Annotated in this window: 25 protein-coding genes, 1 tRNA gene and 1 pseudogene; 15 read left to right on the top strand and 12 right to left on the bottom strand. The window is 67.9% G+C overall.

The features are described 5' to 3' along the window. Window positions 1-103: 103 nt before the first annotated feature. From PJB24_RS02010 to PJB24_RS02000, 3 genes are all read right to left on the bottom strand, one after another. Window positions 104-1,117, bottom strand: a complete 1,014-nt coding sequence (locus tag PJB24_RS02010; RefSeq protein ID WP_273842128.1) for an LLM class F420-dependent oxidoreductase — start codon at window positions 1,115-1,117, stop codon at window positions 104-106. A gap of 5 nt (window positions 1,118-1,122) precedes the next feature. Continuing rightward, window positions 1,123-2,094: a quinone oxidoreductase family protein gene (locus tag PJB24_RS02005; RefSeq protein WP_273842126.1), complete on the bottom strand. Its 972-nt coding sequence runs from the start codon at window positions 2,092-2,094 to the stop codon at window positions 1,123-1,125. 66 nt (window positions 2,095-2,160) lie between these two features. Next, window positions 2,161-2,811 (bottom strand): TetR family transcriptional regulator, encoded by a 651-nt coding sequence (locus tag PJB24_RS02000; RefSeq protein ID WP_273842124.1) that lies wholly within the window; start codon window positions 2,809-2,811, stop codon window positions 2,161-2,163. 170 nt (window positions 2,812-2,981) lie between these two features. Here PJB24_RS02000 and PJB24_RS01995 point away from each other — a divergent pair, with 170 nt between their 5' ends. From PJB24_RS01995 to mdlC, 3 genes are all read left to right on the top strand, one after another. Next, complete coding sequence (locus PJB24_RS01995; protein ID WP_273842121.1) at window positions 2,982-3,653, top strand: rhomboid family intramembrane serine protease; 672 nt, start codon at window positions 2,982-2,984, stop codon at window positions 3,651-3,653. Window positions 3,654-3,895: 242 nt separating this feature from the next. Beyond that, entirely contained in the window at window positions 3,896-4,162 is a 267-nt protein-coding gene (locus PJB24_RS01990) for a hypothetical protein (RefSeq protein ID WP_273842119.1), read from the top strand. A gap of 505 nt (window positions 4,163-4,667) precedes the next feature. Beyond that, window positions 4,668-6,251, top strand: a complete 1,584-nt coding sequence (mdlC, locus tag PJB24_RS01985; RefSeq protein ID WP_273842117.1) for a benzoylformate decarboxylase — start codon at window positions 4,668-4,670, stop codon at window positions 6,249-6,251. Window positions 6,252-6,255: 4 nt separating this feature from the next. On the opposite strand, the pseudogene PJB24_RS01980 reads toward mdlC, so the two are convergent. Continuing rightward, a pseudogene (locus PJB24_RS01980) lies at window positions 6,256-6,650 on the bottom strand (GFA family protein). 112 nt (window positions 6,651-6,762) lie between these two features. On the opposite strand from PJB24_RS01980, the gene PJB24_RS01975 reads away from it, so the two are divergent. The 6 genes from PJB24_RS01975 to PJB24_RS01950 all read left to right on the top strand — a co-directional run bounded on the left by PJB24_RS01975 (window position 6,763) and on the right by PJB24_RS01950 (window position 12,032). Beyond that, a complete protein-coding gene (locus PJB24_RS01975; RefSeq protein ID WP_273842113.1) occupies window positions 6,763-7,572 on the top strand; it encodes a DeoR/GlpR family DNA-binding transcription regulator in 810 nt (269 codons plus the stop codon). Between the two features lie 8 nt (window positions 7,573-7,580). After that, entirely contained in the window at window positions 7,581-8,315 is a 735-nt protein-coding gene (locus PJB24_RS01970; protein WP_273842112.1) for a (Fe-S)-binding protein, read from the top strand. Next, window positions 8,312-9,739: a LutB/LldF family L-lactate oxidation iron-sulfur protein gene (locus PJB24_RS01965; protein ID WP_273842110.1), complete on the top strand. Its 1,428-nt coding sequence runs from the start codon at window positions 8,312-8,314 to the stop codon at window positions 9,737-9,739. Before PJB24_RS01970 ends, PJB24_RS01965 begins: the two co-directional genes overlap by 4 nt. Further along, window positions 9,736-10,395 (top strand): LutC/YkgG family protein, encoded by a 660-nt coding sequence (locus PJB24_RS01960; RefSeq protein ID WP_273842108.1) that lies wholly within the window; start codon window positions 9,736-9,738, stop codon window positions 10,393-10,395. The genes PJB24_RS01965 and PJB24_RS01960 overlap by 4 nt, the downstream gene beginning before the upstream one ends. Before the next feature lie 36 nt (window positions 10,396-10,431). Then, complete coding sequence (gene gltX, locus PJB24_RS01955) at window positions 10,432-11,916, top strand: glutamate--tRNA ligase (protein WP_273842107.1); 1,485 nt, start codon at window positions 10,432-10,434, stop codon at window positions 11,914-11,916. Window positions 11,917-11,959: 43 nt separating this feature from the next. Further along, a tRNA-Glu gene (locus PJB24_RS01950) sits at window positions 11,960-12,032 on the top strand. A 42-nt stretch (window positions 12,033-12,074) separates the two neighbouring features. Here PJB24_RS01950 and PJB24_RS01945 read toward each other — a convergent pair. Continuing rightward, on the bottom strand, window positions 12,075-12,650 hold the full coding sequence (locus PJB24_RS01945; RefSeq protein WP_273842106.1) for a hypothetical protein: 576 nt from the start codon (window positions 12,648-12,650) through the stop codon (window positions 12,075-12,077). Between the two features lie 22 nt (window positions 12,651-12,672). Between PJB24_RS01945 and PJB24_RS01940 the strand changes: the two genes are divergently transcribed. Continuing rightward, window positions 12,673-13,500 (top strand): hypothetical protein, encoded by an 828-nt coding sequence (locus PJB24_RS01940; protein ID WP_273842105.1) that lies wholly within the window; start codon window positions 12,673-12,675, stop codon window positions 13,498-13,500. On the opposite strand, the gene PJB24_RS01935 is transcribed toward PJB24_RS01940, so the two are convergent. Continuing rightward, window positions 13,466-14,080, bottom strand: coding sequence for a hypothetical protein (locus PJB24_RS01935; protein WP_273842103.1), 615 nt, complete (start codon window positions 14,078-14,080; stop codon window positions 13,466-13,468). The genes PJB24_RS01940 and PJB24_RS01935 overlap by 35 nt on opposite strands. Before the next feature lie 72 nt (window positions 14,081-14,152). Between PJB24_RS01935 and PJB24_RS01930 the strand changes: the two genes are divergently transcribed. After that, window positions 14,153-14,668, top strand: coding sequence for a hypothetical protein (locus PJB24_RS01930; protein ID WP_273842101.1), 516 nt, complete (start codon window positions 14,153-14,155; stop codon window positions 14,666-14,668). A 4-nt stretch (window positions 14,669-14,672) separates the two neighbouring features. On the opposite strand, the gene PJB24_RS01925 is transcribed toward PJB24_RS01930, so the two are convergent. Beyond that, on the bottom strand, window positions 14,673-14,897 hold the full coding sequence (locus tag PJB24_RS01925) for a NifU family protein (protein WP_273842099.1): 225 nt from the start codon (window positions 14,895-14,897) through the stop codon (window positions 14,673-14,675). Between the two features lie 94 nt (window positions 14,898-14,991). On the opposite strand from PJB24_RS01925, the gene PJB24_RS01920 reads away from it, so the two are divergent. Next, window positions 14,992-16,167, top strand: coding sequence for a M24 family metallopeptidase (locus PJB24_RS01920; RefSeq protein ID WP_273842098.1), 1,176 nt, complete (start codon window positions 14,992-14,994; stop codon window positions 16,165-16,167). Here the strand turns inward: PJB24_RS01920 and PJB24_RS01915 are convergent. From PJB24_RS01915 to PJB24_RS01900, 4 genes are all read right to left on the bottom strand, one after another. Beyond that, complete coding sequence (locus PJB24_RS01915) at window positions 16,164-16,412, bottom strand: hypothetical protein (protein ID WP_273842095.1); 249 nt, start codon at window positions 16,410-16,412, stop codon at window positions 16,164-16,166. The genes PJB24_RS01920 and PJB24_RS01915 overlap by 4 nt on opposite strands. Window positions 16,413-16,520: 108 nt before the next feature. Next, window positions 16,521-17,054, bottom strand: coding sequence for a peptide-methionine (S)-S-oxide reductase MsrA (gene msrA / locus PJB24_RS01910; protein WP_273842092.1), 534 nt, complete (start codon window positions 17,052-17,054; stop codon window positions 16,521-16,523). 71 nt (window positions 17,055-17,125) lie between these two features. Next, window positions 17,126-17,959, bottom strand: coding sequence for an SDR family oxidoreductase (locus PJB24_RS01905; RefSeq protein WP_273842090.1), 834 nt, complete (start codon window positions 17,957-17,959; stop codon window positions 17,126-17,128). A 55-nt stretch (window positions 17,960-18,014) separates the two neighbouring features. Further along, window positions 18,015-19,412 (bottom strand): class II fumarate hydratase, encoded by a 1,398-nt coding sequence (locus PJB24_RS01900; RefSeq protein ID WP_273842088.1) that lies wholly within the window; start codon window positions 19,410-19,412, stop codon window positions 18,015-18,017. A gap of 92 nt (window positions 19,413-19,504) precedes the next feature. On the opposite strand from PJB24_RS01900, the gene PJB24_RS01895 reads away from it, so the two are divergent. Genes PJB24_RS01895 through PJB24_RS01885 form a run of 3 tightly spaced genes read left to right on the top strand, consistent with a single transcriptional unit; the run spans window position 19,505 to window position 21,330 of the window. After that, a complete protein-coding gene (locus tag PJB24_RS01895; RefSeq protein WP_273842086.1) occupies window positions 19,505-20,092 on the top strand; it encodes a DUF1802 family protein in 588 nt (195 codons plus the stop codon). 15 nt (window positions 20,093-20,107) lie between these two features. Further along, window positions 20,108-20,716, top strand: a complete 609-nt coding sequence (locus PJB24_RS01890) for a tetratricopeptide repeat protein (RefSeq protein ID WP_273842084.1) — start codon at window positions 20,108-20,110, stop codon at window positions 20,714-20,716. Beyond that, the gene (locus PJB24_RS01885; protein WP_273842082.1) at window positions 20,713-21,330 is read left to right on the top strand and encodes a tetratricopeptide repeat protein; all 618 of its coding nucleotides are present in this window, start codon (window positions 20,713-20,715) and stop codon (window positions 21,328-21,330) included. Before PJB24_RS01890 ends, PJB24_RS01885 begins: the two co-directional genes overlap by 4 nt. Window positions 21,331-21,341: 11 nt before the next feature. On the opposite strand, the gene PJB24_RS01880 is transcribed toward PJB24_RS01885, so the two are convergent. Next, window positions 21,342-22,517 (bottom strand): glycosyltransferase family 87 protein, encoded by a 1,176-nt coding sequence (locus tag PJB24_RS01880; protein ID WP_273842078.1) that lies wholly within the window; start codon window positions 22,515-22,517, stop codon window positions 21,342-21,344. Window positions 22,518-22,536: the final 19 nt, after the last annotated feature.

Here is a 22,536-nt window from a genome sequence, read left to right as displayed (position 1 = left end):
GTCTTTATATCCCGAACGTCAAGCAGAATGTCGTACGAACGCGGGGGAAAAGATGTGGAGCCCCGGTCAGGGGCTCCGTCACGGAGTACCGGGGTGGTGTGGTCTAGCCGGCCGAACCGGCGAGTCTCCGCCAGAAGTCGTCTCGTTCGCCGGGTACGAAGGGCGCGTAGAGGGCGACGCGGTCTATGAGGCCTTCGTAGCGCTCCCGCAGTGCCGGTCCGACCTCGTCCGGGGCGGCCTCGAGCGCGAAGGCGGAGAGCATCTCGTCGGTGACGAGGCGCGGCATCTCCTCCCACCGTTTGCGGCGAGCGAGCCTCGAGAGCTCCTCCCCCACCTCCTGCCAGCCGTGGGCCTCGAACACGGTGCGGTAGGTCGGGGTCGAGGCGTAGAAGGCGATCTGGGAGCGCATCTCCTCCCGCCTCCGGGAGCGTTCCTCCTCGTCGCGTCCGGTGATAACGAAGGCACTCGTGGCGAGCTTTATCTCCCGGGGGTCGCGTCCCGCCGCGCGGGCGCCCTCGGAGATCGCGGGCAGGACGACCTTCCTGACGTACTCGGGGCTGTGGAAGGGGTGGACGTGGAAGCCGTCGCAGACCTCTCCCGCCACCCGGGCGAGGCGGGTGTTCACCCCGGCGATGTAGACCGGAATCCCGGGGTGCTCTATCGGGCCGGGGTTGAAGAAGGGCGTCATGAGCGTGTGGCGGTAGAACTCGCCGCGGAAGTTCAGCTCGTCTCCGGTCTGGAAGGTGTGCCAGATCGCACGCAGCGCCAGGACGTACTCGCGCATCCTCGCCGCCGGACGGCTCCAGGGCATCGAAAAGCGCTTCTCGACGTGCGCCTTGACCTGGGTGCCGAGCCCGAGGATGAGGCGGCCTCCGGAGAGGGCCTGGATGTCCCAGGCGAGCTGGGCGGTGACCATCGGCGAGCGGGAGAAGGCGATCGCGACCGCGCTGCCGAGCTCTATCCTTTCGGTCCCGGAGGCGGCGAGCGCGAGCGGCAGGAACCCGTCGTGCTTGGTCTCGGTGCTCCAGAGCCCGGAGAATCCGAGCTCCTCGGCCGCGGCCGCCGTCCTCTGCATCTCGCGCAGCGGGGTTCCCTCCACCCCGAGGTTCGCATCCATCCTCATCACGGCACCAGGATGAGCTTGCCGGTCGTCCTGCGGCCTTCGAGGTCGCGGTGGGCCTGCGCCGCCTCGGCGAGCGGGTAGGTCGCGCCGATGCGCACCTGGAGGTTGTTCTGCCCGATCCAGGAGAGGACGCTCTCGGCCCGCCACATAAGCTCCTCACGGGTCGCGGTGTAGTGGGCGAGCGAGGGCCGGGTGACGAAGAGCCCGCCCTTCTGGTTCAGAACCTGCAGGTCCACCGGCGGCACCGGCCCGCTCGACTGACCGAAGAGGACCAGGTACCCCCGCAGCCTGAGCACGTCGAGGTCCCCGTCGAAGGTGGCCTTCCCGACCCCGTCGTAGACGACGTGGACCCCCTCGCCGCCGGTCAGCTCTTTAGTCCTCTCGACGAAATCCTCCCTGGTGTAGACGATGACCTCGTCCGCGCCGGAGCCCTTCGCGAGGTTGGCCTTCTCCTCCGTCCCGGCAGTGCCGATGACGCGCGCCCCGCGCATCTTCGCCATCTGCACCAAGAGCAGCCCCACGCCACCCGCGGCGGCGTGCACGAGCGCGGTCTGCCCCTCCTCGAGCGGGAAGGCGCTGTGGGTCAGGTAGTGGGCGGTCATCCCCTGCAGCATCGCCGCGGCGGCGACCCGCGCCTCGACGAGCGTCACGTTCACCGGGACGAGCTTATCCACCGGGGCGGCGACGTACTCGGCGTAGGAGCCGGGAACGCTCGCCCAGGCCACGTAGTCGCCGGGCTTCACCTCCTCCACACCCTCCCCGACAGCGACTACCTCTCCCGCACCCTCGAGCCCGAGGGTGAAAGGGGGTTCCGTCGGGTAGAGACCCGAGCGGTGGTAGGTGTCTATGTAGTTGACCCCGGCGGCGGCGACCCGCACGAGCGCCTCGCCAGCTTTCGGCTCGGGCTCGGGAACATCCTCGTAGCCAAGGATCTCCGGGCCGCCGTGCTCCTTCACCCTAACAGCCTTCAAGTGCGCCCTCCCTCTTCCAGAGAAACCACCAAAACATTGTACGGCAACGATCCGCGGGAGTTCCGGTCAGCCAGGCCGGATGCAGTAGTCGCCGACGCCGTTTTCCAGCAGGTCGAACGCGCGCCGCGCGGCACGCAGAAGGAACGGGTAAGCCTCCTCGACGCTCTGGCCCGCCAGAAGCCGCCGGCGGCCCTCGTTATACAGGGCGCCGTAGACGCCCGCCACCTGGTTCGCGACCACCCGGGGAGTTATGTCGTCCGGATCCGCGCCCGCTTCCTCCGCCAGGGTGCGGGCCAGAGCCTCCACGCCGCGCTCGCCTATCTCCCGCTCCCGCGCCCTCAGCGCCGGGCTCTCCTCGATCATACGGTGAAAGGTGACCAGACCCTCAGCAATGCCGGAGCGCGGCTCGCGGCGCTCCAATGCTTCGAAGTAGTGGCGTCGCAGCGCCGCCACGGCAGACTCCCCCGGCTTGCGCCCCCTCACGACCTCACCCCACTCCTGCTCGACATCCTCCTGCCGATCGAAGAAGATATCCTCCTTCGTGGGGAAGTAGTTGAAGACCGTGCTCAGAGAGACCTCCGCCGCCTCCGCCACCTCCGCTACCGTCACGTTGTCAAAACCCCTATCGGCGAACAACCTCATCGCCACGTCCGAGATAGCCCGCCGTGTCCTCTCCTTCTTGCGTTCCCGTAGACCCGGTTCCCTGTCCACGCTCATGACATCTTCAGTATACCAACTCTAAATTTATAGTGATTGTAAATTTATACTGACTGTGTTAACGTTGGATGCGGTGCAGGGAAGCGAGGCTGGGAGACGGCATGCAACTCGACGAGCATCGGAAGCAGAGGGCTGTAACGCCCCTGACGGGAAGCGTCAGCCGGCGACGCTTGCCGGCAGCGACGATATCGGTGCTCGTCATCACCTCGGCAGTGAGCATCATCGGCATCCTCTACCCGGTGGTGCTGGACACACTCCGCCGGGACCCCGGAGCGCTCCTCGCGGGTCAGTGGTGGCGGCTTCTTTCGCCGCTTCTGGTCCAGTCGGACGGGTGGTGGCAGTTCGCCTCCAACGGCGTCGCCCTCGTGGTCGTCGGCGGAGCGGCCGAGCGTTTATTCGGCAGCCGTCGCTGGTTCGCTCTGTACCTAGCGGGCGGCATGGCGGGTGAGCTCGCCGGTTACGCCTGGCAGCCGCACGGCGCCGGCAACTCCGTCGCGGTTTTCGGGCTCGTGGGAGGTTTGTCCGTGCTGCTCTTTCGGGGAGGAGCGCGGGTTCCCCCGATCACCTCGTTGTTCATCGTGTACTGGGTCGCAGCCGTGGCTGGCTACGCCGCCGGTGGCCCCGGCCTCGCCGCCGGGATCTGCGTGCTATTCGGAGTTCCGACCGGCGTGCTCCTCAGAAGAAAAGGTTCGGAGCGTCAGCTCGCTCTTTACACGGGGGTGATCGTTCTGCTGGGCGAGTTCTCGCTCGCGATCCTCCACGACATCCACGGTCCGGCGACCATCGCCGGGATCTGTGCGGGGCTAGTCACGCCGTTGCCGGGCCGCCAGGGGGGATCATGAAAGAAGCGTGGCGCAGGGCATCCGGGGGATGGTCGTCTGATGTGGGGTCCGGGGACGCGCCCCCGTTGACCTTGCGGGGCGGGAAGGAAGTTTGTCGTCCGGAGCTACGTGCCCTTCCACGACTCGCCGGCGAACGGGGCGGTCACTACCAGCACCCACGAAGACGTCGAGCAGTACGCCGGAGACGGCCGCCGGCTGGATCTGGTTGTGCTGTTCCAAAAAGCGGCGACGTGGACGGGTAAGTGAGCTTCGTGCGGGAGCAGGTGCGGCGTTGCGGGGCGCTCCCGGATGACATCCGGCTCACCCAGGAGCCGAACCTTACCACCCTCCCCATCCTGGACGGCGCGTTCCCGAACGTGCGGGAGGCCCTGGTGCGGGGTGTGATCCCCGCTAAGGATGAAGCGTGCCGTCTCGGCTACGGCCACCTCAAGATCGGTTTCAACGCGGTGCCGACCGTCGGCCCGCAAGACGCCTTCTGGAGCGCCACAGGCAGGCTCGGTGGACGGTAGTTCATCGCGGCTCTGGAATACGTAGGGCTGGACTTTTCCCCGGCGTGTTCCGGCCCGTTGCGCCTGACGGGCAGCCGGGGAACCTGAAGGACATGGTCGCGAGCGTGCTGCGGACGCTGCGAGAGTCCTGGATGCCACGGCCGGCATCTCCGCTTCAGTACCCATCCACATCACGAGAACGGCTGGCCTACCGGCCGCGATCGCTCCTATAAGCAGCGGGCGGCGGTGCTGGAGAAGACAATCCGCACTGTCCACGAGTGCCGGGACGACTACAAACGTCACCCGTTACGAGCTCTTCGACCTGCACGACGCCGACAGCTCCAACCCGGATATCTTCCACCAGTTCCGGCTCCTGCACGACGACTACAGTCCCAAGCCGGCGTTCGACCTCTCAGCCAGGAGCTCCGGCTCCCGGGCACGGGTGCCCGTCCTGCCTGTCCGGACTCCGCGGAAGCTCTGCTATATTTGCCGGGACAGGGTGTTTCGTTCCGAAAGGGGTAGGGCGATGGCGACGGTCCGCGAGGTCACGCACGAGCTTCTGAGGAGGCTCGGGATGACGACCATCTTCGGCAACCCGGGCTCGACCGAGCTCACCTTCCTCGAGGACTTCCCGGAAGACTTCCGCTACGTGCTCGCGCTGCAGGAGGCGAGCGCCCTCGGAATGGCGACCGGCTACGCGCAGGGTACCGGGAACGCCGCGCTCGTCAATCTGCACACCGCGCCGGGTCTGGGGAACGCGATGGGCGCGCTGGTAACCGCCTGGCACAACCGGACCCCGCTCGTCGTGACCGCAGGTCAGCAGGACCGGAGGCACATAAACCTCGAGCCGCTCCTTACCGGCAGGCTCGTGGAGCTGGCGAGGCCTTACGTCAAACGCAGCCATGAGCCCCGGCGCCCGCAGGAGGTGCCCTCCGAGATCCTGCGCGCCTACCACACCGCGATGCAGCCGCCGCGCGGGCCCGTCTTCGTCTCGGTGCCGATGGACGACTGGGACGCGGAGTGCGAGATGCCCCACTCCCACGAGGTCTCGCACCGGGTCGCGCCGGACCCGGCGGCGATCGAGCGGGCGGCAGAAGTCCTGCGCGGGGCACACAGCCCGGCGATCGTGGTCGGGCCCGGGGTCGCCCGCTCGCGCAGCTTCGACGAGGTGGTGGCGCTCGCCGAGAGGATCAAGGCGCCGGTGTGGCAGGAAGGGATCGTCGCCCTCGCCGGATTCCCGCAGGGGCATCCTCTTTTCATGGGCTTTTTGCCGCTCGCCCAGAAGGGGGTCTCGGAGATCCTGGCTCCACACGACGCCGTGCTGGTTCTGGGCTCCGCGGTCTTCCCCTACTACCCGTACGTCCCCGGGGAGGTCGTGCGCGAGGGGACGGAGGTCGTCCAGATCACCGACGATCCCGAGGAGGCCGCCCGCGCCCCGCTCGGGAGGAGCATCTTCGGCGACGTCGCGCTCGCCGCGGCGGGCCTCGCGGAGCTGCTGCCGGAGGCCGACCGTCCGGCCCCCCCGGCGTGGGAGGAGCCGCCGGAGCCCGGGGCCACGGTGCCGATGAGCGTGGACTACGTGATGTGGCAGATAGCCCGCGCGCTGCCGGAGGACGCGGTCGTCGCCGACGAGTCCACCTCGAGCAAGGTCGTCCTGCACAGGTACGTCAGGACGAACGACCCGGTCGGGTACCACACCTCGGCGGCCGGTGGTCTCGGCTTCTGCATGCCGGCCTCGGTGGGGCTCAAGCTCGCGATGCCCGAAAGGCCGGTGGTCTGCGTCATCGGGGACGGGTCTGCGATGTACTCGATCCAGTCGCTGTGGACCGCAGCCCGGAACGGCCTCGCGATCCCCACGATCGTCATAAACAACCGCGGCTACACGATCCTCAAGAGCTACCGGAACGCGCTCGGGATCTCCGATAGCGTGCCCGGGCTCGACATGCCGGGGATAGACCTGGTGCAGGTGGCCCGCGGGCTCGGCGCGGACGGCGAGGCGGTCGAGAGGCCCGAGGACCTCGAAGGGGCTCTCGGACGGGCGCTCGAAGCAGAGGGGCCGTACCTAGTCGACGTCGCCGTGGACACCTCGGTCCCGAAGTTCGCCCGGTAGCGGGTCAGCGGGGGACGCAGCCCTCCGCGTGGCGCGGCAGGTCGTCCGCGACCTCGAAGAAGGGCAGCCGCCGGGAGGTCCACTCGTGCACCCGGGGCGGGAGACGCTCCGGCTCGTCGAAGACGCCTATCGGGAAGTAGACCATCTGCGGCAGCCTCTCGTCCCCGTAGGAGATGGGGCTGCCGCAGGTCGCGCAGAACGAGTGGTAGACCCCCGGGGAGGATTCGTAGGCGGCAGGCTCCCCGTACACCCGCGCCCTCTCTCGCCTGTAGCCGCAGAACAGCGAGACCGGGGCCCGCTCGAGCGCCGGCAGTCCCGGCAGTGGCAGTAGATCACCTCCCCCGGATCGCCTTCCGTCTCTATCCGGATCCTTTTGCACCTGCAGCGACCGACCGGCATCCGCTCCTCCTTCGTGGAAGACAAAATCCAACCATAAAGTACGGCCTCGTTGCCGCATTTTGAAGCGGGCGTATATTATTGGCGTGCTGGTGTGTCGGAGGGTCCTCGAAAGGTGGAAGATAACATGCTCGCGGAGCAGAGGCGGGAGGCGATACTCAGAGAACTCGAGGAGCGGGGCAGCGTCTCGGTGATGGACCTCTCGGAGAAGCTCGGGGTCTCGGACATGACCATAAGGCGAGACCTCGAGGCGCTCTCGAAGAAGAGGCTCCTCAAGAAGGTGCACGGCGGGGCCGTCCCCGTACCCAAGACGGCCAGGGAGCCGCACTTCGAGTACAAACGCAGGCTCAACCGGGCGGAGAAGGCGGCCATCGCGCGGGCGGCACTGCCGATGATAGAGGACGGGGACACCGTCGCGCTGAGCGCCGGCACCACCACCTGGCACATCGCGAGCCTCCTGCGGCGGGCCTCCCGGGAGCTGACCTTCATCACCAACTCGACGAACATCGCGCTCACGCTGCAGGAGAACGGCTGGGAGCAGATAGTGCTCTCAGGCGGCATCTTCCGCACCCCCTCCGACGCGTTGGTAGGGCCCTTCGCCGAGCGGACGCTGCGCACGCTCAACGCCGACATCCTCTTTCTCGGGGTGCACGGCATCCACCCCGAGGCCGGGCTCACCACCCCCAACATCGCCGAGGCCGAGACCGACCGCTGCCTCGTCGAGGCAGCGCAGAAGGTCATCGTCGTCGCGGACAACACCAAGCTCGGGGTCGTCGCTCTGGCGAAGATAGCCTCCCTCAAGGAGGTGGACGTCCTGATCACGGACTCCGGAGCCTCCCCTGAGATGCTGCGCGAGATAGAGCTCGCCGGGGTCGAGGTCGTCGTGGCCGAGACCGACGAGGACGAGCTCGCCCGGGCGAACTGAGGTCGGTGGTGCGGGCGGCCCTCTTCATAACCTGCTTCAACGACACCCTCTTCCCGGAGACCGGGATCGCGACCGTGAAGGTCCTCGAGCGCCTCGGGGTCGAGGTCGACTTTCCCCGGGAGCAGACCTGCTGCGGTCAGATGCACTTCAACACCGGCTACCAGCGCGAGGCGATCCCGCTGGTGCGCCGCTTCGTCGAGGTCTTCTCCCCCTACGAGGTCATCGTCGCACCCTCCGGCTCGTGCGTCGGGATGGTGAGGGAGCTCTACCCGATGGCCGCCGGGCTCGCCGGGGACGCCGCCCTCGCCCGCGAGGTCGAGGCCCTGGCTCCTCGCGTCTTCGAGCTCTCGGAGTTTCTCGTAAAGAAGCTCGGGACCACCGACGTCGGGGCCTACTACCCACACCGGGTCACCTACCACCCGACCTGCCACTCCCTGAGGATGATAAAGGTCGGGGACGCCCCGCTGAGGCTGCTCGAGGCGGTGCGCGGCATCGACCTCGTCGAGCTCCCCGAGGCGGAGGAGTGCTGCGGGTTCGGGGGGACCTTCGCAGTCAAGAACGCCGACACCTCGGCGGCGATGCTCGCGGACAAGGTCGCGAACGTCCTCTCGAGTGGGGCGGAGGTCTGCTGCGCCTCGGACAACTCCTGCCTGATGCACATCGGGGGCGCGCTCTCGCGGCAGAGGACCGGGGTGAGGACCGTGCACCTCGCCGAGATACTGGCGAGCGAGGAGGAGAGATGAAGGTTTCGGAGAGACCGTTCCAGGCGCTCGCGCGCGAGGCGCTCGCCGACAGCCAGCTCAGGAGGAACCTGGGGCACGCGACCGCGACGATCCGCAAAAAGCGAGCGGCCGCCGTCTCGGAGCTGCCGGACTGGGAGGAGCTGCGGGAGGCGGGCGCGGCGATCAAAGAGCGCACCTTGAGGCACCTGGACGAGTACCTGGTGCGGCTCGAAGAGTCCGTAACGAAGGCCGGAGGAGAGGTCCACTGGGCGCGCGACGCGCGGGAGGCGAACAGGATCGTCGCGGGCATCGCAAAGGGGCACGGGGCGCGCGAGGTCGTCAAGGTCAAGTCGATAGCGACAGACGAGATCAGGCTCAACGATCACCTGGAGAAGGAAGGAATCGAGGCGGTCGAGACCGACCTCGCAGAGCTCATCATCCAGCTCGCCGGCGAGGAGTCTTCGCACATCCTGGTCCCGGCGATCCACAAGAACCGCGCCGAGATCCGGGAGCTCTTCCGCGAAAAGCTCGGCGCGAAGGACCTCTCGGACGACCCGCGCGACCTCACCGAGACCGCCCGGCGCTACCTGCGCGAGCGGTTCCTCGCGGCGAAGGTCGGCATCAGCGGGGCCAACTTCGCCGTCGCCGAGACGGGGACCATCTGCGTGGTCGAGTCGGAGGGGAACGGCAGGATGTGCACGACCCTCCCCGAGGTTCTCGTCACGGTGATGGGGATAGAGAAGGTCGTCCCGACCTGGCGTGACCTCGAGGTCTTCATGCAGCTCCTCCCACGCTCCTCCACCGCAGAGCGGATGAACCCCTACACCTCGTTCTGGAGCGGGACCTCCTCCGGGGAGGGGCCGCGGGAGTTCCACCTGGTGCTGCTCGACAACGGCAGGACACAGGCGCTCTCCGACCCGAAGGGAAGACAGGCCTTGAGGTGCATCCGCTGCTCGGCGTGCCTGAACGTCTGCCCGGTCTACGAGCGGGTGGGAGGCCACTCCTACGGCTCGGTCTACCCGGGTCCGATCGGCGCGATCTTAACCCCCCAGCTCACCGGGCTCGGGAGGAAGGGCCCGGATTCGCTCCCCTACGCCTCGTCGCTGTGCGGGGCGTGCTACGAGGTCTGCCCGGTGAAGATAAACATCCCGGAGGTCCTGATCCACCTGCGCGGAAGGGTCGTGAGAAACCGCCAGGACTCGGGCTCCCCGGCCGCGAAGCTCGACCCGGAGGGCGCGGCGATGCGCACTCTGGCGCGCACCTTCGCCGACCGCCGCCTCTACGAGGCCGCGCAAAAGCTCGCCCGCGCCGGGCAGTGGCCGCTCGCGCGGGGCGGGAGGATACGCCGCCTCCCTGGCCCCCTCTCCGGGTGGACCGCCGTGCGCGACCTGGAGGCCGTCCCGCGCAAGACCTTCCGCGAGTGGTGGAGGAGGGAGCGCGGATGAGCCAGGCGAGGGAGGAGATCCTGCGCCGCATCCGCCTCGCCACCCGCGACGTGCCGCAGGAGGAGAGCCCGGAGGACGTTTCCGTCGAGAGGAGCTACCGCGTCGAGAGCGTCTCTCCGCACGAAGAGGTCGTGGGGCGCTTCGTCGAGAACGTCTCCGAGTACCGGGCGAGCGTGCGGCGGGTCGGGGAGGAGGAGCTGCCGGAAGCGATAAGGGAGGCCCTCGCGCGACGCGGCGCGCGGAGGCTCGTCGTCGCGCCGGGGGTGCCGGATGGGTGGATCCCGGAGGGTGTGGAGGCGCTGCGCGACGGGGAGGGCGGAAGACCGCTCACGAGCGAGGAGCTCGACGCGAGCGACGGGGTCCTCTCCGGCTGCGCCCTGGGGATAGCCCAGAGCGGCACCGTCGTCCTCGACGGCGGCAGGATGCAGGGAAGGCGGGCGCTCACGCTGCTCCCCGACTACCACCTGTGCGTGATCTACGAAGATCAGATAGTGGAGCTCGTCCCCGAGGCGGTAAGGAGGCTCGAAGGGGGCGTGCGGGAGGGGAGATCCATCGTCTTCGTCTCCGGGCCCTCGGCCACCTCCGACATCGAGCTCGACCGGGTCGAGGGCGTCCACGGCCCCAGGACGCTCGAGGTACTCGTCTGCCGCCGGTAGGGGCAGCGCCGCCGGCCGTATGCTAAGTTTAGGTTCATGGAGAAAAGAGAGGTAAGGGTACGCTACGCGCCGAGCCCCACCGGGAAGCTCCACGTCGGCGGGGTGAGGACGGCGCTCTTCAACTGGCTCTTCGCCCGCAAGCACGGCGGTACGTTCGTGCTCAGGATCGAGGACACCGACCTCGAGCGCTCGACCGAGGAGTCGGTCGAGCAGCTCGAGCGCTCGCTGCGCTGGATCGGGCTTGACTGGGACGAGGGGCCCGAGGTCGGCGGCCCCTACGGTCCCTACCGCCAGACCGAGCGGCTGGAGGTCTACCGGGCAGCCGCGCAGCGGCTGCTTGAGAAGGGCGCGGCCTACTACGACTTCGCGACCACCGAGGAGCTGGCCCGCTTCCGCGAGCGGGCCAGGGCCGAGGGCAGGAGCCCCATCTACACCGGCGGCGAGTACCGCGAGATGGACCCCGAGGAGGCCTTGAGGAGGGTACGCTCCGGGGAGCCGCATACGATCCGGTTCAAGACCCCGCGCGAGGGACAGACGATCGTCGAGGACGTGATCCGCGGGCCGGTAACCTTCGAGAACGAGAACATCGAGGACTTCGTGCTCATGAAGTCCACCGGCACGCCCACCTACAACTTCGCGGCCGCGGTAGACGACGCGGCGATGGAGATCAGCCACGTCATAAGGGGCGACGACCACCTCTCCAACACGCCGCGTCAGATCCTGATCTACCGGGCGCTCGGGCACGAGCTGCCGGCCTTCGCCCACGTCCCTCAGGTCCTCGGGCCGGACAGAAAGAAACTGTCCAAGCGCCACGGGGCGGCGAGCGTCGAGGACTTCGCCGAGCAGGGCTACCTCCCCGAAGCGCTCTTCAACTACCTGGCGCTCCTCGGGGCCGGCTACGCCGCGGACGAGGAGATCTTCTCACCCCAGGAGCTCGCCGAGCGCTTCCGGCTGGAGAAGGTGAGCGGCAACCCGGCGATCTTCGACGTGCAGAAGCTCACCGCGATAAACGCCGTCTACCTCCGGCGCAAGAGCCCGGAGGAGCTGGCGATGATGGCCGCCCCCCTCCTCGCAGAACGCGGCGTGGCGACAAAAGAGGAGCTCGAGCGCGACATGGAGCGCCTCACCAGGATCATGGAGTTGCTCAGGGAGCGCATCAGCCTCACCACCGAGATCCCGGATGCCATCGGCTACTTCTACGGCGGCACCCTGGAGTACGCACCGGACGAGTTCGAGAAGCAGTTCGGGAAGGAGTTCGTCCGGGAGAATCTGCCCGAGCTGCGAGACCGTCTCGCCGCGCTCACGGAGTGGACCGCCGACGAGATAGAGCGCTGCGTCCGGGGGCTCGCGGCGGAGAAGGAGAAGGGGGCGCGGCACCTGATCCACCCGCTGCGCTTCGCCACCACCGGTCGCACCGTGAGCGCCGGGCTCTTCGAGACGATGGAGCTCATAGGCAGAGAGCGCTGCCTGCGGCGCATGGACAACGTGCTGCAGAAGCTGCGCGCCCGCGACCTGCTTTGACGAACCGGCCGTAATGGGCTAAACTCTTGCCCTGCCTGGATCTGGCCCCATCGTCTAGCGGCCAAGGACATCGCCCTCTCACGGCGAAAACCCGGGTTCGAATCCCGGTGGGGTCACGTGCGGAGGCCCGCAGGAGGCGCACCTCCTGCGGGCCTCTCTCATCCCGCCAGAAAAAGCCCGGCGCACACGGCCCCGAGCCCGGCCCCGGCGAGGGCCTGGGAGGGGGTGTGCGCTCCGGCCGACACGCGGGCCCAGAGCACCAGGGGCAATACGAGCAGAAACGGCAGCCCACCGGCCCCGAGCAGCAGGAGCCCTGCCGCCGCCGCGTGCCCCGCGACGGCGGAGTGTGCGCTTATCTTCCAGAAGAGGGTGATCCCGGCGGCCACCGTGGCAGCGACGCCCATCGAGAGCGTCGTCCCGGAGAGCTCACCGGGTGCGCCGAACAGGTGGAGCACCACGAGCAACCCCACGAAGGCCGCCAGCAGCACCACCGCCGGGAGCAGGCGCTCGGCCCGGCTCGAGAGCCAGAAATCCCCCACCCGCGAACCGCGCCGCAGCGCGAGCACGAACCCGGCGACTAGACCCGCGGCCGCCAGCTCCGCCGCTACGAAGCGCGGTGCCCCCGCCTCCACCGCGACCAGCGCGTAGAGCACGCTGAAGACCACGAAGGGGTTCAGGACGTTGGTGAAGATCGCTGGCAGAGCGGGGTCGGTCCTGGCGGGAAGCTGAGGCATCGTCGGGGGTAGAATCTAGCACATGCAAGAACGAAACGACGGGCCGCACGGAGGAGAGGAGGCCCTAGAACTCTGGTACGCCATCGGCAGAGCCTTCGCGAAGGCCGGGGAAGCAAAGGGCCGGGCCGTGGTCACGGGCTTCACGGCGGCGCTCGTCTCGGGGTCTCTGGTCCTGCTCTCGGCACCCGTCTTCGGGACCGCGTGGGCCGGGCCCTTCGCCGCGCTCATACCGGTAGCCGTTGGTCTACTCCTGGGTCTCGGGCACCTCGCCCTCTCATACACCGGGGCCGCGCGACGATTCCGGGCCATATCGGGGGAGCTGGGGCGCCTCGGCCTCGACGGCCGGCGTCCCACCCTCTCGGGACTCGGCGCCTACCACGACGCACAGCTCATCCTGCTGCGCTCGGAGTACGAGTTTCTGCTCCTCCGCGGCGCCGGCCGCTCCGCCCGACTGCTCGCCGACTCCTTCGGGTTCACCCCTGAGGATCCCTTCGAGTGCGGGCCGCTCGACGTGGCCCCCGAAACACCGCGGATGGCCCGGCTGCGCCGCAGGTGGGAGCTCCGGCTAAAGATGCGGCGGCGGCACGGGATGTCCCCCCCGGCCCTCGGCCTCAGGGAGGATCTCGCGTACGGCGTCTTCCCCCGAAATATGACCCCCGCTGCGGAGGCAGCCACCCGCAGGGCGTACCTCACGATCTCGCGCGAGCTCGCCGGCAGGCGTTACGGCAGGAAGGAGCTCTCGAAAGGAGGGGCCGCCTCTGTACCCGAGGAGATCCATCAACGGCTCGCGCGAGAGCAGGAAGAATACGAGCTTCTCAGCCCGAGACCAGGCGCGCCGCCTCGAGGATGAGCCACACCGCCCCCGCGCTGATCGGGATGAGGCTTATCACGGAGACCACGAGAGCCATGAGCCCCGGCACCCTGTAGACCGAGCGCAGCGCGAGCGCCATGAGGACCACCATGCCGTAGACGATAGCGAAGGACTGCAGGACCGGCACCCAGCCCAACACCATGACCGAGTAGGCGCTCGCGAGCATCCTGTAGAGGTGGCGGAACCTGGCCTCCTTGCCCACGAAGACCCTGACCGGCACCATGTACACCGCCGCCACGACGCCGAGCGCGAGGGGGGAGAGGACCACGAAGGCGGCGGCCTCGCCCGCCCGGACGAGAAGCGGATACACGTCTATCCCTCCGCCGACGTCCAGCACCACCGCGAGCGCCATACTCAGGACGGCGGCGACCAGACTCACCAGCCAGACGAAGACGACCGCCCCCCTGAGCGGCCCCCCGGCCTCGAAGTCCTCGTAAAATGCCCTGGGGGAGAACAGAACCTCCCTGACCACCTCCAGGGCCCCGGTGACCGGCCGGCCGGCATCGAACTGCGGAGAAGGTGTGTGCCCTTTCATACGGAAGAGGATTATACAGCCCACACATGGGGTAGATTATCCCTGCCGATTGTTCTGTAAAATTAGTTTTCAGTCACGTACGGCTCAGAGGTAGGGATGTTCAGGGTGTACTTGCTCGCGGTTCTTCTCGCCGAGACAGCGGTGATCTCGGTCCTGCAGATCCTGATACCAGGCTCGCCCCTGGTCCTGGTGGCGCCGCTCGCGCTACTCGTTCCGGTGTTCTTCCTCCTGGGACACCGCAGGAAACACAGGACGATCCGGCTGGGCCGAATCTCGCCGCAGGACATAACGAAGCCCTCGAAGAGGGGTAGAGAGCAGATCTCGCCTGAAGAGCTCTCGAACTCAATAGTAGAGCGCGCCACCGAGATACGTCGGGGACTCGAAGGCTCCCCCTCGGAGGTGCGGATCGAGATGTGTGCCCTCGGCTACCGCAACTGCGCGAACGACATGATCACGCTCACCCACCTCATAAACCAGGAACTGCAGAAGGCAGGATTCCTGAGGCGCCTCAGGCTTCGTCTGTGCCGCAAGCGTGCTACCGACGCGCTCGCCGCCGCCCGCGCCGGGCTTCCACCGGGTGCACTCAGGGCGATGCGGCAGGAGCAGCAGTAGCCCCTCAGACCGCCAGTATCTCCCTCACCTCGGGCACCTCGCGCCGGATGAAGGTCTCTATGGCGTAGACGAAGTCGAGCTGGGAGAGCGGACACCCGCTGCACGCGCCGATCATCTCTATGCTCACGGTCCCGCTCTCCTCGTCGCAATCCACGACGCGGGCGTCTCCCCCGTCGGCCTGCATCGCCGGGCGCACTTTGGCTAGCGCCGCCTCCACTCTCTCACGCATGTCCCCCCGATCGCTCATCAACGCGATTATATAGGAACGCCGGGTAGTAGAATGACCCACACACGCCCGTAGCAGTCGTCGATGAAGGAGGGTGATGCAGTCCGCAGCTGAGGAGAGAGACCTGCTCGTCATCTCGGCCCCGGAGCACGACGCCAGCGCCTACCATCTCTCGGGCTTTCTGGCCCCCGACCCCGTGATCCTTGCCCGCGTCTCCGGCAGGAAGTACCTGGCCGTCTCGGCGCTGGAGTACGGCCGGGCCAAACGACAGGCCAGGGTGGACGAGCTCGTCTCCTTCGAGGAGCTGGGGTTGACCTCACTCGCCAGAGAACTCGGCGAGGGAGGAAGCGCGCTCGGCGCCGCAGCAGCGGCGCTGCTCGAGAAGCTCGGAGCCTCCTCCGTCGCCGTCCCCCCAAACCTGGGCGTCGTCCACGCGGACGAGCTGCGCCGCCGGGGAGTGGAGCTGGAACCCGACGGCGGGCTCTTCGCCTCCCTCCGCCGGCAGAAGACGGAGGAGGAGATCTCACACATCGAGAAGGCCCAGCGCGATACCGAGGCGGCCTGCGCCCGCGCGGTCGAGATCCTGTGCGAGGCCGGGGTCGCGGACGACGGCACGCTCCTCTGGCGCGGCGAGACGCTCACCAGCGATACCCTGCGTTCGGAGATGGAGATAGAGCTCCTGCACCATGGATCGAGCTCCGGCGGGACGACCATCGTCGCCGGAGGTTCGCAGTCCGCCGACCCGCACGAGCGCGGCACTGGCCCCCTGAGGGCGGGGGAACCCGTGGTCCTGGACATCTTCCCGAAGGATCAGTCGAGCGGCTACTACGCGGACATGACCCGCACCTTCTTCAAGGGTGAACCCGCACAGGAGCTACGCCGGATGTACGAGACGGTCCTTGCAGCACAGGAGGAGGCGCTCGGCATGATCCGGGCCGGGATAAACGGCCGCGAGGTACACGCGAAGGTCTCGGAGGTGCTGCACGAGGCCGGCTACAGGACCATGCTGCACGACCGCAGGGAGGGCGAGCCCCTGACCGAAGGGTTCTTCCACGGCACCGGACACGGGGTGGGGCTCGAGATCCACGAGTCCCCGAGCATGGGTACCGCAGACCAGGAGCTTTTGCCCGGCGACGTCGTGAGCGTCGAGCCGGGGCTCTACGACCCGCGGCTCGGCGGGGTGCGTATCGAGGACCTCGTGGTCGTCACCGACGACGGATGCCGCAACCTGACGCGCTTCCCGAAGCGCCTGGAGGACGCCATACTCCCCTAGAAGATCCTGCGGCGCAGCGCCCCGAGCAGGAGGTAGACGACGAAGTATCCGCCGGCGGCGGCGAGGGCGGTCTCGTAGAACCCGGCCGTCACGAAGCGGTGCGCCGGCGATTCGAACAGCGGCCCGAGCCGGTAGATCGCGGAGACCACCACGTTCTGCGGGGCTGTATACCCCACGTAGAGCAGCGCGAGGTGTGCCAGGATGACGAGGACGATGAGCCCGAAAACGGCGCGCAAGAGTCCCACTTTCGCCTCCTTCCGGCTCCTTTACGGACCCCCCTCACCTTACATCCCGCACCCCTCCGAAACCTTAAGGTACTGTTAAGGGAAGCTAAATTTTCGGCTACAGGTAGCCTACGCCTTGAGCCTCTCCAGGTACTGCTTGCGGAACTTGGCCACCTTCGGTGCGATCACGACCCGGCAGTACGGCTGGTCCGGGTGGTTGCGGAAATATTCGCGGTGGTACTCCTCAGCCGGGTAGAACGCCTCGAAGGGCGTGACCTCGGTCACTATGGGGTCCTCCCAGACACCCTTCTCCTCGAACTCGGAGATGACCTCCTCGGCGGTGCGCCGCTGCTCCTCGTCGTGGTAGAAGATCGCCGAGCGGTACTGGGTCCCCACGTCCGGTCCCTGGCGGTTGAGCGTGGTCGGGTCGTGGACGGTGAAGAAGACCTCCAGTATCTCCCGGTAGGAGATCACGCCCGGGTCATAGGTAAGCTGCACCACCTCGGCGTGCCCCGTGGTCCCCGTGCACACCTGCTCGTAGGTGGGGTTCGGTACGTGCCCCCCGGAGTAACCGGATTCGACCTTCTCGATGCCTCGCAGCTCCTCGAAGACCGCCTCGAGACACCAGAAACACCCACCCGCGAGCGTAGCCTTCTCGGACATTCAGATACCTCCTCGCCGCCGGGAGCACAGAACACGTTCTCCACCTTATTCTATCCCGCCGCGGCCGGAGCTCAGACGCCCGCGAAGGCTCCGAACCCACCGTCGACCGGGATCACGGCCCCGCTCACGAACCTGGCCGAGGGGCCGCAGAGCCACACCACGGTCCCGACCAGATCATCCGGCTCCCCGAAGCGCCCCGCCGGGGTGTGCTCTATGATCTTCTCTCCCCTGGCGGTGAGGTTGCCCTCTTCGTCGAGCAACAGCCTTCTGTTCTGCTCCCCGACGAAGAACCCGGGCGCTATCGCGTTGACCCTCAACCCCTCCCCGTAAGCGCGCGCGAGCTCCACCGCGAGCCAGCGGGTGAAGTTCTCCACCGCCGCCTTCGCCGCGGCGTAGGCCGCGACCCCGCTGAGCGGCCTCTGCGCGGCCATCGAGGAGACATTGACGATCGAACCCTCGGGCTCCTCCGCGCGGACCATCGCCTCCCCGAAGATCTTCGAGGGCAGGATCGTCCCCATCAGGTTGAGGTCCACGACCTGCTCGATGGCCGCCTTCTCCACCTCGAAGAAGCTCTTGCGTGGGGAGGTTATGGCCTCGGGGGCGTTGCCGCCGGCGGCGTTTACGAGGATGTCCACCCGCCCCCACTCTCGCAGCACCTCTTCCCTCGCCCGCTCGAGAGACGAGCCGTCGAGGACGTCCGCCGGGAGGGGAATCGCCTCGCCCTCTTCCTTCTCTATCCCGAAGGCGACCTCGCGGGCCCGCTGCTCGCGCCTGCCCAGGATGGCCACCTTCGCCCCGGCACGGGCGAGTCCGCGGGCCATCGCCCCGCCGAGGACACCGGTCGCCCCGGTGACCACCGCCACCCTGCCATCCAGCGAGAAGAGTTCGCTCACGCCCGCTGGCACCGTAGCCCCCCACTCCACCCCGTGCGGAGGCTGCGACCTCCTTCGGAATGTCTTCCTACACCTCGGTCATCCTGCGGGCGTCGAGGAGCTCGGCGATCCTCTCTTCGGAGAGGTCGGTCTTCTCGCGGGCGAGCTCGCGGATGGTCTTTCCGGTCCTGTACGCCTCCTTGGCGATCTCGGCGGCCTTGTCGTAGCCGATCTCGGGGGCGAGGGCGGTGGCGAGCATGAGCCCTTTCTCGACGAGCTCGGGGCCGCGTTCGGTCGCCTTTATGCCGGTCACGCAGCGGGTGGTGAGGTTCGCGGAGGCGTTGGCGAGCAGCGTGATCTCCTCGAGGAGGTTGTGGGCGATGACCGGCAGCATGACGTTGAGCTCGAAGTTGCCGCTCTGTCCGGCGAGGGCTATCGTGGCGTCGTCGCCGTAGACCTGCGCGCAGACCATCGTCACGCTCTCGGCGATCACCGGGTTGACCTTGCCCGGCATGATCGAGGAGCCCGGCTGCAGCTCCGGGAGCGCTATCTCGGCGAAGCCCGCCCGCGGACCGCATCCCATCCAGCGGATGTCGTTCGAGATCTTCATGAGGGAGGCCGCGACCGTCTTCATCGCCCCGCTCGCGAACACCGCCGCGTCCATCGCGCTCTGCGCCTGGAAGTGGTTCCCGGTCTCTCTGATCTCGATCCCGAAGCGCCGGCTGAGACGCTCGCAGACCCTGCTCGCGAACTCGGGGTGGGTGTTGACGCCGGTCCCGACGGCGGTCCCGCCGAGGGCGACCTCCGAGAGACCTTCGGCGGCCTTCCTCACCCGCTCGATGCCGCGCTCTATCTGCCCGGCGTAGCCCTGGAACTCCTGGCCGAGCCGGATCGGGGTGGCATCCTGCAGGTGGGTGCGTCCGGTCTTCACCACGTCGTCGAACTCGCGTGCTTTCTCCTCCAGCGCACGCTGCAGCCCCTCGAGCGCCGGGATGAGATCCTCGTTCACGGCCAGGAGGGCGGAGAGGTGGATAGCGGTGGGGATCACGTCGTTGGAGGACTGGCCCTTGTTGACGTGGTCGTTGGGGTGCACAGGGTCCCTGGAGCCGCGTTCGCCGCCGAGGATCTCTATCGCGCGGTTGGAGATGACCTCGTTGGCGTTCATGTTGGTCGAGGTGCCGCTGCCGGTCTGGAAGACGTCCAGGACAAACTGGTCGTCGAGCCTGCCCTCGACGACCTCTTCCGCCGCGGCGACTATCGCGTCTTTGATCCTGCCGTCGAGCAGCCCGAGTTCGTGGTTGACGTTAGCCGCCTCGAGTTTTATCGCGCCGAGGGCCTGGATGAAACGTCGCGGGAAACGCAGGTCGCTTATCGGGAAGTTCTCCTTCGCCCGCTGGGTCTGCGCGCCGTAGAGCGCGTCCTCCGGGACCTTCACCTCGCCCATCGAGTCCCGCTCGATCCTGAATCCCCTCTCCTGATCCGACATACATCCCTCCTGTAAGAGCGGAGCCTGTTGGCCTCTACGTCATATAATTGCGCTGGGCAACCGCATCGCATTATATTAGGGAGGTGAGCCCTTTGGATTCCCTCAAGCACGCGCTCAAGGAGTGGGCGGTGGCCATAGAGGCGCTCGAACGGGGCCGTACGGCGCTCCTGATACGCAAGGGCGGCATCCGGGAGAAGTCCTTCGCCGTCCCCGAGGCGCGCTTTTTGCTCTACAAGAGCTACGAGCACCAGAGGCCCGAGCTTCTCAAACTCGCCTACCGCGACCTGTTGCGGGACAGCCCCTCCCGACGCGACGACGAGCCGATCGTCCTCACCTCCTTCGCCGAGGTCGTCGGGGCGTACGAGATCTCCGAACCCGAAGCGCTCGCCGCGCTGGAGCCCCACCACATGTGGAGCCGGGAGTACGCGGAGAAACGTTTCAGGTGGCGCCCGAAGAAGCCGCTCACCGTGCTGGTCCTGCGCACCCACCTGCTCCCCGAGCCGGTGGAGCTCCCCTACAGCGAATCCTACGGCGGGTGCAAGAGCTGGGTGGAGCTGGAGAGTCAGGTCCCGATCGAAGGAGCCACACCCGCCCTCGACGAGCGTGACTTCGAGGAACTCGCGGCGCCGGCGCTCGAGGTCCTGCAAGATCTCGAGCCCGCGTCCGTGGGCACCTCGTAGAGGAAGGAGATTAGCATGGGCTCGGGCGCGGCGCTCCCGATCATACTCCTCCTCATCGTCCTGGCCGTGAGCTGGCAGCTCGTCTACACGGCGAACAAAGACCTGGTGCGGGTCAGGGCCTGGGGTTACCTCGGGAGGAGACTGCTCCCCTACGCGATACTGGTCCTCATGGCGCTGAGCCTCTTCTTCATCCGCTCCGTGCAGCAGCAGTGGGCGCTCATGACGTGGGCCGGCGTCTTCGCCGTCGCGGTCATAGCGTCGAACATATTCTCCTCGCCGGCAGCCGAGAGACGCGCGAGCCGGGCCTTCCGGCGCAAGGACTACGAGGACGCCGCAGAGCAGTACCGGCTCCTGGTCCAGAGCGCCCCCCTCGCCCGCCACTACACCTTCCTCTCCGCCGCCCTCGCGGCGACCGAACGCTACGAGGAGGCGGCCGAGGCGGCCACCGAGGCGATAAGGCGCGACCCCGAGTACGGGCTCGCCTACTACAACCGGGCGATGGTCGAGCGCCGGCTCGGGCACAAGGGCCGCGCGATAAAGGACCTCCGCCGCTCGCTGGAGGCCGACCTCCCACGCCGCTTCAAGGGAAACGTACACGCGGTTCTGGAGGAGATGACCTCTTGAGCTTCCTCTACCCGGCGCTCGGCGGGCTGGTCATCCTGTTTTTCCTCGCCCTCGTCGCGGCCCGCCAGTCCCGGGACCTGCTGCGCGCCCGAGCCTACATGGACTTCGTCTGGAGGCTCATCCCATTCTGCACCACGGGCGTACTCCTCGTCCTCCTGCCCTTCGTGATGCAGCAGGCCATCCCCGGCACCAACTACATGCAGGTGCTCGCCGTCTACCTGGTGGGATCCGTCGTGATCATCGCACTCATGGCGCTCGGGGTCTCTCCGGCGGAACGCCGGGCGGCCCGGGCTTTCCGCCGGGAGGAGTACGAGAAGGCGGCTTCGATCTACGAACAGCTGCTCAAGGAAAGGCCCCTGCCCCGCTACTACTCGGCGCTCGCCGCCTGCCTGGACGCCGCCGGAAACCACCATGCCGCCCTGGACGCCGCGGACCGGGCGGTGAAGCTCGACCCGAAGCTCGGGATCGCCTACTACAACCGGGCCTCGGCGCACGCAGCGCTCGGCGAGAGAGACCTCGCTACAAGCGACCTGCGCGCCGTCTTCCACGCCGACTCGGACCGCCGCCTGCGCCGCGCCGCCGAGCGCGCCCTGAAGGGCCTGGAAGGGAGGTAGGCCCGGGCGGCTCAGGCCCCCTTCTCCATCTCAGCCCGCGGGGAGAAGGTGAACGCCGCCCAGTGGATGAGGAGGCTGTAGAGGTAGAGGCCCATCGCGAGCGCGGCCGCGACCGTGCCCTTCCCGGCCCAGAGCAGCGGCCACTCGGGCGGGATGTACTGCAACGCCAGCAGAAGCAGCGCCGGAGCGTAGCGCCGGCGGGCGAGGAGCACCAGGATGCCCGGGGTGAGGAGCATCAGGTAGTTGTTCCAGGAGATCGGGGAGAGGAGCAGCGAGGCTGCGACCATGGCCCACAAACCCGCCTCCGAGCCCTTCCACACCCGGTAGCAGGTGTACAGGAGCAGCAGGATCGCGACGGCGTACGCCACGTAGATCATCACCGGCGCTTCGGCGAGCGCGCGGGAGTAGGGATTCCTGGTGAAGAGCCTCGCCGCGGTCCCCGGGAGCGAGGCGTTGTCCCAGTAAGGGTCGACCGAGTTCCCGAACGCCACCCGCAGCCACTCCATGGTGCTCCGCGGCCCGAGGGAGAGGGCCGCACCCAGCGTCGCCAGCGCCCCGGCCGCCACCGCCGACCCGAAGGAGGCCCACCGGCCGCGCATCACGTACCACAACAACGCCGGCGCGAGCGAGGGCTTCACCGCCACCGCAAGGCCGAGGGCGACGCCGGAGAGGACCCGGCGCCCGCGCCTGTCGGCGACCCAGGAAGCGACGAGCGCGAGGGTGACGACCGCGTATATCTGTCCCAGCGCGAGCGTGGCGAGCAGCGGCGAGGAGAGAAAGAGTGCCCCCGCGGCGAAGGAGGCCCATCCCCCGCCCAGGCGCAGCTCGTGGGCCGTCCAGGCCGTGTAGCAGACGAACAGAAGCAGCGTCAGCAGGACGAAGATGCGGTAGGCATCGAGCGGCTCGAGCAGGCCGAGCGGGGAGAACACCAGGGTCCAGAACGGCGGGTTCAGGTTCGGGAGGGTGGCGCCCGTGTGGTAGATGTCGCCCCCACCCCACACCGCCTCAGCCGAGAGCCAGAAGGTCTGGAAGTCCACGTGGACCTTCATGGAGGTCGTGGCGATCCGGGAGAGCGTCATCCCCCCGGAGTGCACGTTGACCCACGAGCCGAGCACGAACGCCGCCACGGCGGCGGCGAGCACCAGCGCATCGAGGAGGGTTGCGGGTTTCCTCTGGCACCGGATCATACGGGGCAATCATACGCCA

The sequence above is a fragment of the Rubrobacter calidifluminis genome, from assembly GCF_028617075.1.
GTDB lineage: Bacteria > Actinomycetota > Rubrobacteria > Rubrobacterales > Rubrobacteraceae > Rubrobacter_E > Rubrobacter_E calidifluminis.
Note: the sequence above shows the minus strand (reverse complement) of the source record. Positions and strands in the feature narration are given on the sequence as shown.